General features: G+C 64.5%; 17 protein-coding genes. 8 read left to right on the top strand and 9 right to left on the bottom strand.

Features of this window, described 5'->3' with window-relative positions; genetic code table 11:
• Positions 1–220 precede the first annotated feature (220 nt).
• Positions 221–742 carry a hypothetical protein gene (locus L6639_RS26380; protein WP_237864547.1) on the top strand — a complete coding sequence of 174 codons (522 nt, stop codon included), beginning with the start codon at positions 221–223 and terminating at the stop codon, positions 740–742.
• 197 nt (positions 743–939) lie between these two features.
• On the opposite strand, the gene L6639_RS26375 is transcribed toward L6639_RS26380, so the two are convergent.
• Positions 940–1704 (bottom strand): protein phosphatase CheZ, encoded by a 765-nt coding sequence (locus L6639_RS26375; protein ID WP_237864546.1) that lies wholly within the window; start codon positions 1702–1704, stop codon positions 940–942.
• Between the two features lie 316 nt (positions 1705–2020).
• Here L6639_RS26375 and L6639_RS26370 point away from each other — a divergent pair, with 316 nt between their 5' ends.
• A complete protein-coding gene (locus tag L6639_RS26370) occupies positions 2021–2836 on the top strand; it encodes a L,D-transpeptidase (protein WP_237864545.1) in 816 nt (271 codons plus the stop codon).
• A gap of 69 nt (positions 2837–2905) precedes the next feature.
• On the opposite strand, the gene L6639_RS26365 is transcribed toward L6639_RS26370, so the two are convergent.
• The 6 genes from L6639_RS26365 to L6639_RS26340 form a co-directional block, all read right to left on the bottom strand.
• Positions 2906–3745: a DUF2076 domain-containing protein gene (locus L6639_RS26365; protein ID WP_237864544.1), complete on the bottom strand. Its 840-nt coding sequence runs from the start codon at positions 3743–3745 to the stop codon at positions 2906–2908.
• 139 nt (positions 3746–3884) lie between these two features.
• Positions 3885–4730 carry a ChbG/HpnK family deacetylase gene (locus L6639_RS26360; protein ID WP_237864543.1) on the bottom strand — a complete coding sequence of 282 codons (846 nt, stop codon included), beginning with the start codon at positions 4728–4730 and terminating at the stop codon, positions 3885–3887.
• Entirely contained in the window at positions 4727–5848 is a 1122-nt protein-coding gene (locus tag L6639_RS26355) for a glycosyltransferase family 2 protein (protein WP_237864542.1), read from the bottom strand. The genes L6639_RS26360 and L6639_RS26355 overlap by 4 nt, the downstream gene beginning before the upstream one ends.
• Positions 5849–5952: 104 nt before the next feature.
• Entirely contained in the window at positions 5953–6927 is a 975-nt protein-coding gene (gene hisG / locus L6639_RS26350) for an ATP phosphoribosyltransferase (RefSeq protein WP_237864541.1), read from the bottom strand.
• Between the two features lie 3 nt (positions 6928–6930).
• The gene (locus L6639_RS26345; RefSeq protein WP_237864540.1) at positions 6931–8082 is read right to left on the bottom strand and encodes an ATP phosphoribosyltransferase regulatory subunit; all 1152 of its coding nucleotides are present in this window, start codon (positions 8080–8082) and stop codon (positions 6931–6933) included.
• Between the two features lie 274 nt (positions 8083–8356).
• A complete protein-coding gene (locus tag L6639_RS26340) occupies positions 8357–8554 on the bottom strand; it encodes a hypothetical protein (RefSeq protein WP_237864539.1) in 198 nt (65 codons plus the stop codon).
• A gap of 228 nt (positions 8555–8782) precedes the next feature.
• Here L6639_RS26340 and L6639_RS26335 point away from each other — a divergent pair, with 228 nt between their 5' ends.
• Positions 8783–9349, top strand: a complete 567-nt coding sequence (locus L6639_RS26335; protein ID WP_237864538.1) for a hypothetical protein — start codon at positions 8783–8785, stop codon at positions 9347–9349.
• Between the two features lie 10 nt (positions 9350–9359).
• On the top strand, positions 9360–10367 hold the full coding sequence (locus L6639_RS26330) for a helix-turn-helix domain-containing protein (RefSeq protein ID WP_237864537.1): 1008 nt from the start codon (positions 9360–9362) through the stop codon (positions 10365–10367).
• Between the two features lie 29 nt (positions 10368–10396).
• On the opposite strand, the gene L6639_RS26325 is transcribed toward L6639_RS26330, so the two are convergent.
• Complete coding sequence (locus tag L6639_RS26325; protein WP_237864536.1) at positions 10397–11143, bottom strand: 16S rRNA (uracil(1498)-N(3))-methyltransferase; 747 nt, start codon at positions 11141–11143, stop codon at positions 10397–10399.
• A gap of 210 nt (positions 11144–11353) precedes the next feature.
• On the opposite strand from L6639_RS26325, the gene L6639_RS26320 reads away from it, so the two are divergent.
• Together L6639_RS26320 and ubiA are read left to right on the top strand one after the other, a co-directional pair.
• A complete protein-coding gene (locus L6639_RS26320; RefSeq protein WP_237864535.1) occupies positions 11354–12013 on the top strand; it encodes a hypothetical protein in 660 nt (219 codons plus the stop codon).
• A gap of 141 nt (positions 12014–12154) precedes the next feature.
• Positions 12155–13111 carry a 4-hydroxybenzoate octaprenyltransferase gene (gene ubiA, locus L6639_RS26315; protein ID WP_237864534.1) on the top strand — a complete coding sequence of 319 codons (957 nt, stop codon included), beginning with the start codon at positions 12155–12157 and terminating at the stop codon, positions 13109–13111.
• A 119-nt stretch (positions 13112–13230) separates the two neighbouring features.
• On the opposite strand, the gene L6639_RS26310 is transcribed toward ubiA, so the two are convergent.
• Positions 13231–13749: a DUF6101 family protein gene (locus tag L6639_RS26310; protein ID WP_237864533.1), complete on the bottom strand. Its 519-nt coding sequence runs from the start codon at positions 13747–13749 to the stop codon at positions 13231–13233.
• A gap of 279 nt (positions 13750–14028) precedes the next feature.
• Here L6639_RS26310 and L6639_RS26305 point away from each other — a divergent pair, with 279 nt between their 5' ends.
• A complete protein-coding gene (locus L6639_RS26305; protein WP_237864532.1) occupies positions 14029–15426 on the top strand; it encodes a TldD/PmbA family protein in 1398 nt (465 codons plus the stop codon).
• Positions 15413–16225: a 3'(2'),5'-bisphosphate nucleotidase CysQ gene (locus L6639_RS26300; protein WP_237864531.1), complete on the top strand. Its 813-nt coding sequence runs from the start codon at positions 15413–15415 to the stop codon at positions 16223–16225. The genes L6639_RS26305 and L6639_RS26300 overlap by 14 nt, the downstream gene beginning before the upstream one ends.
• The last annotated feature ends 30 nt before the right edge of the window (positions 16226–16255 follow it).

Below are 16255 nucleotides of genomic sequence, written 5' to 3'. Positions count from 1 at the left end.
AGCAATCGGTCTTTCCGAGTGCTAATAGTGCGCAGGGGATATGGCTTGGCTGCGATCCTGTCAAGCAAAGGTGGTTAAGCGATTGGTGAGGCGGATATAGGATGGTGGCATTGGAAACTTGTTCGGGGCTCGGGCGTATCAAAGGACGTCATTGCTCTGGCAGCGGTTTTGCGCTTGGCTGCGGGAGGGGTGCGGCCATGGTCTTGTTCGGGGGAATGCCATGATCAGTTCAGCTCACGCGCGCACGGTTGCCAATCTGGCGGCGGCCTCTTGCCTGGCGCTGCTGTTGGGGGCCTGCGGCGGCGGCATGAGCCTGCCGTCCTTCTCTTCGTCCCAGCCTGCGCCTGAGGCCGAGCCCGGCGTCGCGCCGGAAATGCCGGCCTCGATCCGCGCCGACGAGATCGTCGGCCGCTGGGGCCTCGCCTCGTTCCAGAACCCGGCCGACCGCGCCCGCACCGAGGCGGCGGCGAGGGCCCAGTGCAAGAATCCCTACGTGATCGGCGCCGGGTCCTCCGGCGGGGTGGTCATGCATCTGGCCGACCAGGCAACGCCCCAGGAGCTGCGGCTGAAGGGCTCGCCGAGCGGCAAGAACTATATCGGCCCGTCCGGTCCGACGCCCGGCGAGCAGGACCGCGAGATCGTCTCTTTCGACGGCCGCGTCATGATCACCCGCTTCGTCGACAAGGACGCCGCCACCCGCTACGGCAACATGGTCTATGTCCGCTGCGCGCCGCGGGCGTGACCGGGGTTTCGGCCTAACCACTCGTCATTGCGAGCGAAGCGAAGCAATCCAGTCTGTCTCCGCGGAGGCAGCTTGGATTGCTTCGTCGCTTCAGCGCAAAATTGCTGCGCGATTTTGTCGCGAGCTCCTCGCAATGACGAGAAACAAAAAATGCCGGCCCGAGGGCCGGCATTTTGTTTGTCTGTTTGCGCGTCCGCTTAGTCGAACAGCGCGTCGATGTCGTCCTGCGAGGCATGGCCGACGTCGCCGGCGAGCTTCGGGCCGTTGAGGAGCTTGTCGTCCTCGCTGCGAGTGTCGACCGGAGCCGGCACGTGAGCCTTGATGGCGTCGACGCCGCCCCAGATCTCCATCATCGCGTTGATGTGCTGCTCGATGAACTTCATCGTGCTCATGACCTTGCTGATGCGCTGGCCGGTCAGGTCCTGGAAGTTGCAGGCTTCGAAGATCGAGATGACCCGTTCCTGGATGTCGTCGGCAAGCCGCTTCTGCTGGTCGGCCGATTGCACCTTGGACATCGCGCTGGCCGCCTGGTCGATCGACTCGGCGGCTTCGAGGATCTGCTGGGTCGCCTGTTCGGTGCCGCCGACCACTGCACCGAGCTCGCCATTGACCTTGGCCATCTCGCCGCCGTCGAAGCTCTTGCCGTGCAGGGTCGCGATCTCGCGCTTGGTGCGGTCGATGGCGTCGTGGATGAGGTCGAGCTCGACCTTCAGCTTCTCGCACTGTTCGATCTGGGCGCGGTAGGTTTCCAGCAGCGCGCGCGTATCGGCAACTTCCTGCGCCACGACGGCATCGCTCGGCGGCAGCGCGGCTTGGCTGCTTCGTGCCATCTGGGCGCGGATCGCGCGCAGCTCCGCCATGATTTCGCTATGCATCGGGCCGGCCTCTTCAGTCACGTCTAAAACTGGCATCTCGCCACCGGCGATATCCTCGACACGAAAACGCTTGCGGTGAACAGCCATCAGGATACTCCCCCCACCTCACTCACGCGTCTTTGTAGACAGAAGCAATTTAACACGAGGTTCACGTCAGGAACTGTTGTGCAGCCGCGCGCGACGGCGCGCAAACGCACGATTAACCATGAGGCTTTGCCTTTCATCGAAAATAAACGCTGATCGGGAAATTGCAGCGTTGCTCGCGACGTGGTGAATCGAAACGCCTGATCTGTTTACCAAACGCAACGGAGTTTGCTCTTTATTGACCACGTCGGGGACGCGAAAAATCAGCCAGCGCGTTCGGCGGCGAATGCAACTAGACGAAACAGTACAGAGTACGTCGATGTTCAAGAAAATGTCTGTTGCGCTGCTCGGCAGCGCATGCGCCTTCATTGTCGGCGCGACCAGCGCCAGCGCCTTCGACAATAGCGTGCCGAACGATCCGCCCGCGGTGCTCTACCAGCCGCGTGTAACCCCCGCGCCGGTGCGCGTCGCCTCCAATGCCAGTATGGGCGGCGGTTTCATCGAGTTCCTGTTCGGCGACGGACCCGGCCGCGGCCCGGCCTATGCGCCGGAGCAGCCGATCTATCAGCAGCAGCCCGCTTACGCCGATCCGCGTCGCATGCCGCCGATGGGCGAGCCGCAGATGCAGGGCGGTTATCAGCAAGGCGCAAGCTACCAGCAGGAAGCGATCGATCCGCGGCAGCGTCCGTTCGATCCGAAATTCGAGAAACAGCTGGTCGACTATAGCGGCAAGGAAGGCGCCGGCACCATCGTCGTCGATTCCAACAACAAGTTCCTCTACCTCGTCGAAGGCAACGGCCGGGCGCTGCGCTATGGCATCGGCGTCGGACGCGAGGGCTTCACCTGGACCGGCGTGAAGTCGATCACCGCCAAGCGCGAATGGCCCGATTGGACGCCGCCGGCGGAAATGATCGCCCGCCGTCCCGACTTGCCGAGGCACATGGAAGGCGGCCCGGAAAACCCGCTCGGCGCGCGTGCAATGTATCTCGGCTCCACGCTCTATCGCATCCACGGCTCCAACGAGCCCTGGACCATCGGCACCAACGTTTCCTCCGGTTGCATCCGCATGCGCAACGAGGACGTCATCGACCTCTATGGCCGCGTCAATGTCGGCACCAAGGTCGTGGTGATGTGAGACTCTGACGTTTGATGTGAAAACGGCCGCCTCATCGGCGGCCGTTTTTGTTTGGCGCGTCGCGCGGCTTTACGCGTAGTCGCTGCCGCCATCGTCACCGCCGCCGAAATCGCTGTCGTCGGCCGTGTCCATATTGTCGTTGTTGTCGTAGTTCTGGTCGTCGTTGTCGCGATCGTTCGAGGCCTGGTCGAAGAAGCCCTGACGGGAATCCCGGTTCGACCCGATGTCATCGAGGCCGGCGTCGCGCGCGAGCGAGCCGCCGGACTGGTCGCCGCCCCAGGGACTGCCACCCGTGGAGCCGCCACCGCGCTCCTCGATGATGGTGGTGTCGCCGAAAGCCTGATGCGATCCGCCGCCCATCATGCCGCGAATGCTGGAGAGCAGCAGCGAGCCGCCGACCACGCCGGCCGCGGCCGCCGCCGCGGTGCCGAGGAACGAGCCGCCGCCACCGCCGACCGGCGGCGCGCCATAGCCCTGTCCGTATCCTTGTCCGTATCCCTGGCCTTGTCCGTAAGCCTGACCGTAAGGCGGCTGGCCGTAGCCGGGCTGGGCCTGCTGCATCGCCTGACCGCTGTTCCAGACCGGCCGCTGCTCGCGCGGCGGCACATTCGGAACCGAGCCGCGCGATTGGCTCGTGCCAAACAGCGTGTCGCGCATGGTGTCGAGAAAACCGCCGGACTGCGGCTGCTCGGGCGCATGGGCCGCTTCCAGCTCCTGGATGCGGTTATGCGCGCGCTTGAGCGCTTCGTCCTGCAACAGCGTGGTCTGCACCAGCGCATAGACCGCGCCGGGTGCCTTGCGTAAGCCGTCCGAAATCGCGGCAATCGCGTCGGGATCGCGCGGTGCATTTTCCAGTTTCGAAAGCCGGTCGAAAAGCTCGTCGACGAGTTGGCGTTCCTGCGGCGTCATGGTCAGTCTCCCTCGCGCGAAACAAGCGCAAGCGGGATGTAGGGTTCCATTGTGGCCCCAACAGTGGCTGCAGGATTAAATTTCGGTATGCGACAGACTGCCCCAAAGCTTAGCCTTTCAGGGTCGGCTTTCGCCGATTTCATCCCAATGTCACATGGCTCGTCGCGAGGAGCTGTGCGAAGGCGTCGCTTGCAAGATAGGCATGCTCGCGTTCCCTGACATCGGTCATCGGGTCGAGACCGGCGAGAACCTCGTCGACAAAGCCGGGATGGCACATGACGAGGCCGCCTTCGGGCAGGCCTGCGAGGAATTGCCGCATCAGCTCGCCGAACTCGGCCGCGCGGGTGAAATCATAGGCGCCGGCAAAGGCGGGATTGAATGCAAGGCCGGCGCGGCCCGCACGGCGGCGGAACGGTGCGCTGAGCAGATCGAGCAACAGGGCTTTCGGAGAGGCCAGCCGCTGCATCAGCGGCAAATCGCGTCCGCCCTGGCGCACCCAGGCCTTTGGCGCGATCTCGCTGACGGCCTCGACAAAGCCGTCGCGCACTTGCGGAAACAGCTGCACGTGCTGATGGCCGTCGACGAAGTCGGGCGCCCGGCCGAAGGCTTCCGCGAACGCCAGCAGCTGCGCCCTCACTTCGTTGCGAAAGAACTCGCTGTCGAGCCGCCGCAAAAATCCTGCACGCAGCAGTTTTGGAAAGGCCATGAACATGTCGCCGTCCAAGGGGCGGAAATGCATGGTGAGGGGGCGGAACGGCGCCGACAGCGTCACATGCAATCCGATCGCGCAGCGCGGGCTCGCCGTCGCGGCGGCAGAAAGCGCGTCGACCTCGCGCTGCTCGATCGCGGGGCCGACCATCATCACAGACGTCGCGTTGAGGCGGCCGCGTTCGATCAGGTCGCGAATGGCGCGGTTGACGCCGGGGCTGATGCCGTAATCGTCGGCGCAGAGCCAGATCTGCCGCAAGCGCGCGGCCGTGCTCATTCGGCCGCGGTCCTGTTGGATGCGTCCTGGCTCGAAGCGTCCTGGCTCGAAGCGTCCTGGCTCGAAGCGTCCTGGCTTGAAGCGTCCTGACTTGAAGCGTCCTGGGCCTTGTCGGCACCAAAATGCTTTTCGCTGTGCTCGGCGACGAAGTAGATCGGACGCGCCTTCAGCTCGGAGAGGATCTTGCCGATATATTCGCCGACGATGCCGATCATGATCAGTTGCACGCCGCCGATCGTCATCAGGCCGACCACGAGCGAGGGATAGCCCGGCACCTGCTTGCCCGTCGTGAACACCTCCCACAGGATCGAGAGGCCGAACAGGAAGGCGACGCCGGCAAGCGCGACTCCGAGCAGGCTGGCGAAGCGCAGCGGCGCCACCGAGAACGAGGTCAGGCCCTCGATCGACAGGCCGAGCAGGCGGGCAGCGTTGAAAGTGGTGACGCCATGGGCGCGCGCCGCAGGCTCGTAATCGACGCGAATCTGGCGGAAGCCGATCCAGCTGGCCAACCCCTTGAAGAAGCGGTTGCGCTCCGGCAGTTGCCGAAGCGCGGTGACCGCGCGCGGCGAGAGCAAGCGGAAGTCGCCGGCGTCCTCCGGAATCTTCTGGCGCGCGCCCCAATTGATCAGCGCGTAGAAGCCGTGCACGGCGAGGCGGCGCAGGAAGGTCTCGTTGTCGCGATGCGCCTTGGCGGTGTAGACGACGTCATAGCCGTCATCGATCCAGTGCCGCACCAGCTGCTCGATCAGGGCGGGCGGATGCTGACCGTCGCCGTCCATGAACATGACAGCGCCGAGCCGGGCATGGTCGAGGCCGGCCATCAAAGCCGCCTCCTTGCCGAAATTGCGCGACAGCGAGACGACCTGGACGTCGATCGCGTCGGCTGGCAGCGAGCGTGCGATCGACAACGTGCTGTCCGTGCTGCCGTCGTCGACATAGACGACCTCGCAAGAGAGGCGGTAGCGCTGCCGCAAGGTCTTGGCGAGATCGCAGATGCGCTGGTGCAGGGCGGCCAGGCCCGCCGCCTCATTATAGACGGGGACGACAATCGACAGCCCCTTCGCAGCGGCATTCGCTGCGGTGGTCGTCAGGGCGGAAACATCAGAGCCCAGCGTCATCGATCAAGGTTCCAGAGCGCGTTCAGGATCATCGGGGCAGCATATGATAGCTGCAGCTTGCTGTCGCTACGCTGAACGGAGCTGCTCAACGAGCTTTGGGCTCACTACCGCAGGAAAGTCTCAAGCTTGGCGAACAGCGGGTTTTCCCGATCGAACACGTAGTCGAGCGAGACCACCGAGACGGTCTCGGCCCCGTGTTCGCGCAGGAAGCTCGCCAGCGCATAGATCTGCCCAGGTGGGCAGTGCAGCGTGAGCATGCCCGACGAGGTCGGCCCGCCGAACGGAGCCTCGACGCCGAAGCGGCTGTGAGCTTCGCCGAGCAGGGTGGCGTCGCATTGCCGGAAGCGGGTCCGGACCTCGCGGTATTTGTTGGCGCGCGCCCGGGCCGCGATGTGGTCGAGGATGATGCGCGCGGTCTCGCGGGCTTGCGGCGACCAGTCGGCATCTTTCGAGGCGACCAGATTGGCCTGGCTGCGCAGGATCACGCCGTCGTCGAGCACCCGCAGGCCGTTGGCGGCAAGCGTCGCACCCGTCGTGGTGATGTCGACGATCAGCTCGGCGCTGCCGGCCGCCGGCGCGCCCTCGGTCGCGCCCGCGCTTTCGACGATGCGGTAATCGCTGATGCCGCGCTGCGAGAAGAACGCGCGGGTGAGATTGATGAACTTGGTCGCGACCCGCATCCGCATGTGATGCTGCTCGCGGAAGCCGGTGGCGACGTCGTCGAGATCGGCCATGGTGCGGACGTCGATCCAGGCCTGCGGCACCGCGACCACGACGTCGGCATAGCCGAACCCCAGTCCGTCGATCAGCGACACGCGCTTCTCCGCGTCCGCGATGTTGTCGCGCACCAGGTCTTCTCCGGTGACGCCGAAATGCGCGTAGCCGCGCGACAATTGCGCGGCGATCTCGCTCGCCGAGAGATAGGCGACCTCGACATTGTCGAGGCCCGCGATCGTGCCGCGATAGTCGCGGGCGCCGCCGGCCTTCGACAGCTTGAGGCCGGCGCGGGCGAAGAAGGCTTCGGTATTTTCCTGAAGGCGGCCCTTGGAGGGAACGGCCAGGACGAACGGCGCGCTCATGGCTTAAGCTCCCACCTTGCGGCCGATGCTGGTCAGCGCATCCACCCAGACCGAGAAGCCGACCGCCGGTATAGGAGCGGCCGCTCCGAGCTGGGTCATCAGTCCATCATAGCGACCACCGGCAACCAGCGGCTCGGTGCCGTTACCCCTGTGATGCACTTCGAATTCAAACCCCGTGTAGTAGTCGAGGCCGCGCCCGAACGCGGTCGAGAAGCGCGTGCTCTTCACGTCGATACCGCGCGCGGCCATGAAGCCGACCCGGCTCTCGAGCTGGTCGATCGCGCCATTCAGATCGAGCCTTGCCTCAGCGGTGAGCGCCCGCAGCGCGGCGACCGCCTCGTCCGGATTGCCCGATATCGACAGAAAGCGCTTCAGCACGGCGATCGCCTCGCGCGGCAGCGCGCCACTCTTCAAGGTCGATTGCTCGAGGAAGCGGTCGGCGATCTCGGCCGTGGTGCGGCCGCCGACATTGGTGGTGCCGGCAATCGACATCAGGTCGGTGACGAAGGCCAGCGCCGCCTTGCGGTCGGAGCCGGCGAGCGCCGCCAGCACGCCCTCATATTCGCTACGGGTCGCGGTAGTCTCCGCTGCCAGCCGCTCCAGATCCTGATCGAGGCTGATCTTGCGATTGAAGTCCTTGACCAGGCGGCGGCGCCAGACCGGATAAAGATTGAGTGCGTCGAGCAGCGCGTTGAACAGCGCGACGTCGCCGGTGCGGACCTCGACGTCGCGCACGCCGAAAGCGGCGGTCGCCTCCAGCGCCAGCGCCAGCGTCTCGGCATCGGCGGCAGCGCGATCCTGGCGGCCGAACGATTCGATTCCGGCCTGAAGGAATTCGCTGGCCTGTCCGCTGCGGTAGCGGAACACGGGACCCAGATAGCTGAACCCGGCCGGCTGGCCGGCGCGGCTGGATGCGAGGTAGTCGCGCGCCACGGGGATGGTCAGGTCGGGGCGCAGGCAGAGCTCTTCGCCGGACAGGTCCGTCGTCAGATAGAGGCTCTTGCGGATGTCCTCGCCCGACAGGTCCAGGAATGGCTCGGCCGGCTGCAGAATGGCGGGCTCGGCCCTGACATAGCCGGCCTGCGCGAACGACAGCAGCAGCGTGTCCGCCCAGGCGGCGGAGCCGGCAGCATTTGAGGTGGCAGTCGCGGTCATAACAGGGGTCCATCATCCCGGGAGAGCCGGGCAGGCAAGGGGAGGCCAAAGAGAGGCCAAGGAAAGGCAGAGGAATTGGCGCAGCCCTTAGCATGGTCGGAAAACGGTTTCGACCTCCAAAGGATCAATCGCTTAACGACTTTGGGACGGCCCAGGCGGCCCAGGCTGGATTCCCTGCTGGGCTCACGAAGCCGGAGGGCGATTCGCGAGGAAGGTATTATTATACCTAAATCGGCCTTTGCAGCCTCGTCAGAGTGGCCGGAGCAGCCTTGCTTCACTCACAGCCAGGGCAGTCTCCGCGCTCTTCCACAATCGATGCTTCGTGCACGCCAGCTTCTGGGGCGTCGGAGATCGCGCCATCGGCGAGTTGCTCTGCCAGATCGAGAATTCTCTGCCTCTTGCGCGCGTCCGTGATGCCGCGAAAGGCTTTGATCAGACCTAGTGCCTGGCGCTCCCAAACATCGTCGTCCATGGCCATTCATTCCTGTCGGGCCGCCGGCTGAACGGAGCAGGCATCATCGAAAGAGTTGGATGCTGTCGTGCATCGAAGTCACAGCAGCCATCGACCTGACCGCCGTCTCGCAGCCGCGATGTCGATCGGAACATCGTCCGACGCGCGTCTCATCCATCCGCAACGTCACTGTCAGTCACAATGAGAGATTGAGAATACTTGGCAAGTTGTCACATACTCAATCTGGGTATGCCTGATGGTACGATCGCGGCTGCCTTCGTCTACAACATGAATGCTGGTTTTCGATTCATGCCCAATGCTTCTGATGTCATCCGGACGGTCTCGCGGCATACGCTGGCCTACATGCTGTTTTCGATCAGCGAGATGTTCCGGAACTACGAAGAATTCGATCCGATGGACCTTCTGATTGTTCATGCGATTCTCAATGCGAACGTCATCAGTGTGATGAACGATCCGTCGCTGGACGAGAAGTTTTCGAGCATTCACACGGTCGAGCCGGACGCGATCAAGCAGGGCGTGTCGCGAGCGGCGCTCTCCCGTTTCCTGAGCCTGCCGCTGGAGACGGTTCGCCGTCGCGTAGCGGGACTGAAGCGGCGGAAGATTCTCGCCGAGACCAAGGCCGGACTGATCGTGACCGAGCAGAACGCATTCAAGTTCGGCAACAACCACGAACTGCAGAAGACCAATATGCTGCTGCTCACAAAATTGCTTCGCGATCTCAAGCGCGCCGGCATCAACGGACCGGATGATCTGAGTGCAGCCAAATTCGCGGTCGCGGCGAAGGAAGCGAAGTAAGCGACGGGATATGGATCAAAGCCTTCTCAACATCACCCGCGACGGCGCGAACAAGAGTGCGGCGGAACGCTTGTTGTCGTTCCAGGGACTCAAGCCGTCCTCGGCGCTCGAGCTGCAGACCTACGACATCGATCATTTCGGCGACAGTGAGAAATATGCCGGCGCGTCGAGCATGCCGTTATCATCAGGCTCGACTGCGATCATGCGTGCGCGGCTCAGCCTGCCGAATCTGAGCCTGTCGCTGGTGAAGACCTTCCCGCGGATCATTCGCGGGTATCAATTGGCACACGCCGCGGCCGTGGTGGTGCCGATGGACCAGGTGACCTCGACGCGCATCAATGGGCAGTCAATCGGCAGCTCCATCGTCGTTCTGAAGGGCGCCTCCGACTGCCTGGTCCATGAGCCGGTCGGCCGTCTGATCGGTGTCATCTACTTCACGCCGCCGGCGTGCGAGCCCTGGTCTCGCCTGGATGGTTATCATTTGCTGAGCCCGGCATCGGACATGCTAGCGTCCCTGCGCGGCCAGATTTCCGCGACGCTTGAAACTGCGGCCAACGATCCGGACTTGCTGAACGAGCCGGAGTCGCGAGCGGCCGTCGAACAATCGCTGCTCAGCGTGATGAACGCTGCCATCGCAACCAGCGTGGACAGCCGTTCGGCCCACGCCACGACGTCGACCTATCTGCGGATCGTCGCCGAGATGGAAAGCTTGATCCGGCACGATCTGACGATCTGGCACAAGACCACCGAAATGGCGGAGCGGGTGGGCGTGTCGGTCCGGACTCTCCAGAGTGCGACGCAGGCTATCTGCGGCATGAGCCCGCATCGCTATTCCAGGGTCTTGCGCCTCTGGTCGGTGCGCCGGCAGCTGCGCACCGGCCCGGCACGGCGCAGCGTGAAGGCCTGCGCCATTGCGCACGGCTTCTGGCATTTGAGCGAGTTCGCCGCGAGCTACAGGGCGGCGTTCGGAGAGTTGCCATCCGAAACTCTGCATCGATCGCTGCGCGAGCATGGCTAGGGCCATGATCGTTCGCCCGGCGTGACGACCTAGCTGCCCCAATCGCCCAGCACGGCCTGGACCAGTGCCAGCGCCGCCACTGCGGCCGTATCGGCCCGCATGATTCGCGGGCCCAGGGCCAGCCGCAGGATTTTCGGCTGCCTCAGCAGCAGGGCACGCTCTTCCTCGGCAAAGCCGCCCTCCGGGCCGATCAGCACGTCGATACCTTGGCCCGCCTCGCTTGCGCCTTGCAGGCTTTGGATAGGGCTTTGGACCTCCGCCGCCTCGTCGCAGAAGATGAGCAGGCGGCCGGCAGGGCGCTGACCGAGATACCGCTCCAGCGGCACCGGTTCGGCAACCGCGGCGATGCTCAAAATGCCGCATTGCTCCGCGGCCTCGACGACGTTGGCGCGCATCCGCTCGGTGTTGACCCGGGAGGCCTGGGTGAACCGGGTCAGGACCGGTTGAAGCCTGGCGGCGCCCATCTCGATGGCCTTCTGCACCATATAGTCGAGCCTGGCGTGCTTGAGCGGGGCGAAGACATAGGCGAGGTCGGGCAGCCGGTCCTGGGGGCGGACCTGCTGGAGGATGATGAGGCTATCGGGTCGCTTGCGGCCCTCGATCGCGGCCTGCCATTCGCCATCGCGGCCGTTGAAGGCGAAAACCTCGGCTCCAGCGGCAAGCCGCAGCACATTGCCGAGATAATTGCTCTGGTCGCGGTCGAGCGGAACCCTGGCGTCCTGGGCCAGGGCGGCGTCAACGAACAGGCGGGGGCCGCGAAAATCGTGGGAGGGCATTCGCTCAGGTCCGGTTTGTGGCCGTTCTTAACCGAAAGCCGTAGATTGGGGGGTAAATATCGCCGGATTGGTGCGTCGGCGCGCCGCGCTATTGCCCTATTCGACGGGTTGTTAAGCGCTGGCGGGAATCGTAAAAACGCCAGCACGCTGGTCGCGCTTCAATTGGGAAGACGCCTGAACCCCGTAGCTCCTGCCGGAGAGACACTCTTGATGATCCGTCGTTTGATGGTTCCGATCACTGCCGCCATGGTCGTCATGGGCGCCGCGGGCGCTTATGCCCAGGGGTTCCCGGCCCCGCTGCCCAATCAATCCGCGGCCGATCCCGCATTTCCACCCGTGAACGGCCGGGCGCCGGTCGCCTCCGTCGGCGCCGCGCCACAGGCCTCGTTCCCGGTCAATGGTGCAGCTCCTATTGGCGGCGCAGGCGCCTTCAGCGCCGCTCCGCCGACCCAGGCCGGTCCCGGCGAGGAGTGCATGAAGGCCTTCGTGCCGCTGCGCGAGGACGCCGAGAAGCGCGGCAAGATGATCAAGGCCGCGAGCGATCGCCATGCCCCGCCTGACGAGGCCTGCAAGCTGATCAGGGGCTTCGGCCAGGCCGAGCTCAAGATGATCAAATACATCGAGACTCATGCCGCCAAATGCGGAATCCCGCCGACCGTCGCCGCGCAGATGAAGGAAGGTCACAAGAACACCGAGTCCATGCAGACCAAGGTCTGCAACGTCGCGCAGCAGATGGCGAACGGGCCGCGCGGTCCGGCCGGTCCGTCGCTGAGCGAGGTGGTGGGCACGGGCGCGGCGCCGGAAGCCAATGCCAGCAAGAAGGGCGGCAGCACCTTCGACACGCTCAACGGCAACGTCCTCACCCGATGATACACGTGCCGCCGATTTGAAGTTCCTACGGTGCATGCCGCGAGATCCTCATAGGAACTTCAAATCGATAAGCGGCACGTGAATTAAAATTTCTTGCTAGTGCCCTTGTAGTTTTCGAAGTTCGTACCGGAATACGCCGCGATGGAATACGAACTTCGAAAACTGGGCACTAGCACATCCGCCCGCGTTGCCGATTCCACCGGCAACTGGGTCGATACGCTCGCGCCACAATGGGCGCGGCCTTACTTGCGCGTCTCCCGCTTCGATCGCCCGATCGGGTCCTGGCTTTTGCTGATGCCGTGCTGGTGGTCGGTCGCGCTCGCGAGTGGCATGGCGCATGACACGAGCCGCCTGCCGCTCACCATCGTCCTGTTCTTCATCGGCGCCTTCGTGATGCGCGGGGCGGGCTGTACCTGGAACGACATCACCGACCGCGACCTGGATGCCAAGGTCGAGCGCACCCGCTCGCGGCCGCTGCCCGCGGGGCAGATCAGCGTGAAGCAAGCGCTGGCCTTCATGATCGCGCAAGCGCTGATCGGCCTCGTTGTGCTGCTCCAGTTCAACCGCTTTGCGGTGGCGACCGGCATCGCCTCGCTCGTGGTCGTCGCCATCTATCCTTTCATGAAGCGTGTCACCTGGTGGCCGCAGGTCTTCCTCGGTCTTGCCTTCTCCTGGGGCGCGTTGATGGGCTTTGCCGTCATCTTCGGACGCATCGACCTCACTGCGCTGGTGCTCTATGCAGGGTCGATCGCCTGGGTGATCGGCTATGACACCATCTATGCGCATCAAGACTCCGAGGACGACGCGCTGATCGGGGTCAAATCCACTGCGCGCCTGTTCGGCGCGCATACACACCAGGCGCTGATCCTGTTCTATGGACTTGCCGTAGTGCTGATCGGCGTTGCGCTGGCGTCAGGCGATGTGCGCTGGCCAGCCTGGCTTGGCCTTGCGGCCTTCGCCGGGCACCTGGCCTCGCAGATCATGCGTTTGAGGATCGAAGACCCGGAACTGTGCAAGCGCCTGTTCAAGTCGAACCGCGATGCAGGGCTTTTACTGTTTGCGGGATTACTGGTCGACGCGGTGATGCGGGCGGCGTAGGTGGTGTCGTAGGGTGGGCAAACGCGCCCTTGCGCCGTGCCCATGATCTCTCAATGATTTAGATGGAAAAGGTGGGCACGCTTTCGCTTTGCCCACCCTACTGCACCTGTGATTGCCGCTCAGTTCCGCGCGATGATCTCGCGTTCCTCGCGGTGGACCGGCAGTTCGCGCGCCGTGGCGGTGCGGCGGCGCATCAGGAATTTCGGACGGCGGGCGCGGATCGCGTTGGCGCGGCGGCGGCGCGGTGCCGGCTTGCGGGCGCCTTCGTCGAGCTGCGGCAGCGCGAAGATCTCGCTCCAGATCGCCCAGGCTTCTGTGAGTTCGTCGCCGTCGGTACTGACCAGCAGCGGAACGGAGAGCGAGGGATCGCGGTGCACGAGGACGAGGGTCTGTGCCTCGTCATTGCCGCGCAGTGCGAGCCCGGTGAAGTCGCTGACGCGGACGTTGATCGCCATCTGCATGCCGCGCACGGCACGGCGCAGCACGACACGCTCGCGATGAAGCTCGATCTGCCTGGTGTAGCCGTCGGCGCGCGGATCATGCGCATCGAAGCGGACCGGAAGGGAAAGAGGGTCGAGCCGCAGAGAGCGGCTCGACCCGGCGGGGTTGGCCCCGCATGTTGCTGTTTGACGCCTCACGGCTTTCGTTCTCCCCGCCAGGATTATGTTCCCGGTCGATGCGAGGACGTTAGCGCAGGCCGTTCCGAAACCGCTTAAAAAGGCTGGTTAATCCAACCTCACCGCCCGCCATGATTGACAAGACCTTGGCGCGCATGATTGACGAGACGTTGCGTAAGAGCAGCGAATCTGAGCCTTCTTCGGGCTGAAAGTGCTTGAAGTCCGCACCATTTGGGCACATCTGGTGTTCAGGGCCTAAGATCGCCCCGAAACCTCCCGCGCCCCAACAGGATTTCGTTCGTGAACTCTTCACCATCCGCAAGCTCGACGTTGTCCTCCAAAGCCAATCGCGACCTGTTTGACCAATCCGCGCTGTCGGATCTGGCGCAACGCCTGGTCGAGGCGGCGAAGCGCGCCGGCGCCGATGCGGCCGATGCGGTCGCGGTGCGCGGCATCTCGCAAGGCGTCGAGGTGCGCGACGGCCGCGTCGAGGAATCCGAGCGGTCCGAGGGCGACGATGTGGGCCTGCGCGTGCTCGTCGGCCAGCGTCAGGCCGTTGTCTCCACCAATGACGCCAGCGGCGATGCCGTCACCAAGCTTGCGGAACGCGCGGTGGCGATGGCGCGCGTCGCGCCCGACGACAAATTCGTCGGCCTCGCTGATCCGGCACTGCTGGCGCGCGACTTCCCCGATCTCGATCTGCTCGATCCCGATGTGCCCGCGACTTCAGAGCTGGAGCGCCGCGCGCTCGAAGCAGAGGCGGCTGCGCTTGCGGTGAAGGGCGTGTCGAAATCCGGCGGCGCTTCGGCGTCATCAGGCATGGGCGGCATGGTGCTGGTCACCTCGACCGGCTTCCACGGCTCTTACTTGCGTTCGAGCCAGGGCATCTCGGCGACCGCGATCGTCGGCGAAGGCACCGGCATGGAGCGCGACTACGATTTCACTTCGGCGCCGCACGCTGCCGATCTGTTGTCGCCGGAAGCCGTCGGCCGCTCCGCCGGCGAGCGCACCGTGGCACGCTACAATCCGCGCAAGGTCGAGACCTGCAAGGTGCCCGTGGTGTTCGACCCGCGCGTTGCCGGCTCGCTGGTCGGCCATGTCGTTGGAGCCATCAACGGCGCCTCGATCGCGCGCAAGACCAGCTTCCTGAAGGACAAGCTCGGCCAACAGCTGTTTTCGAACAACATCCGCATCATCGACGATCCCCTGCGCAAGCGCGGCCTGCGCTCGCAGACCTTCGATGCCGAAGGCGTCGCGGTGAAGCGGATCGCGCTGGTCGACGAAGGCGTGCTGACGACCTGGCTGCTCGATTGCGCAACCGCGCGCGAACTCGGCCTCACCACCACAGGCCACGCCCATCGCGGCGTCTCGTCCTCGCCGTCGCCCGGGCCGTATAATCTGCATCTCGAAGCCGGCACGCCGACGCCGGCCGAGCTCATCTCCGACATCAGCCAAGGCTTTTACGTCACTGATCTGATCGGCTCCGGCGTCAACGGCGTCACCGGCGATTACAGCCGCGGCGCCTCCGGCTTCTGGATCGAGAACGGCGAGCTCACCTATCCCGTCAGCGAGGTGACGATCGCCGGCCATCTGTTCGAGATCTTCAAGTCGATGCAGCCGGCCAACAATCTCGAGTTCCGCTACGGCATCAATGCGCCGACGGTGCGCATCGAAGGACTGACGCTTGGCGGACGCTGACTTTCCCGACGCAACCATTCTGACGCGTGACGCAGCGCTGCTGCAAGACACGGTGCGCGAGGCGGGGAGCCTCGCGCGGTCGATGTTCCGCACCGAGCTGAAGAAGTGGATCAAGGGCGCATCCTCGCCGGTCTCGGAAGCCGACATCGCCGTCAACGATCTGCTCGAAGCGCGCCTGCGCGGTGCCACGCCCGACTATGGCTGGCTGTCGGAGGAGAGCGCTGATGATCAGGCGCGGCTGTCACGGCGGCTGACCTGGGTGGTCGATCCCATCGACGGCACCCGCAACTACCTCAATGGCCATGACGAATGGTGCGTCAGCGTCGCGCTGGTCGAGGTTTCAGCGCCGGTGCTGGCCGCGGTCTACGCGCCGACCACGAACGAATTCTTTTTCGCGGTTCGCGGCCAGGGCACCACGCTGAATGGCCATCAGGTCCGGGCGACGCCCGGGTCCTTGCTCGACTTCGCCCGCATGGCCGGCCCCAAGCCGATGGTCGAGCGACTCAATATGAAAGACGGCGACATCAAGCTGCACCCGCGAATCGGCTCGCTCGCGCTGCGGCTGTGCCGGGTCGCCAATGGCTCCCTGGATGCGGCTTTTGCGGGCGGCAATAGCCATGATTGGGATCTTGCGGCCGCCGATTTGATCGTGCAGGAAGCGGATGGTAGGATGAGCGACCTCTCTGGAGATCCCATCCTCTATAATCGCCGGGAAGTGACGCACGGGGTGCTGGTGGCAGCGGGACGCGATCGTCATGCGAGCATTGTCGCGCATTTTCGCAATCGTCCCTTGCCCTGAAGCGCCCGTCGGCGTGCTTGTCGACCACTG

Origin of the sequence: Bradyrhizobium zhengyangense, assembly GCF_022012555.1 — a bacterium.
GTDB lineage: Bacteria > Pseudomonadota > Alphaproteobacteria > Rhizobiales > Xanthobacteraceae > Bradyrhizobium > Bradyrhizobium zhengyangense.
Note: the sequence above shows the minus strand (reverse complement) of the source record. Positions and strands in the feature narration are given on the sequence as shown.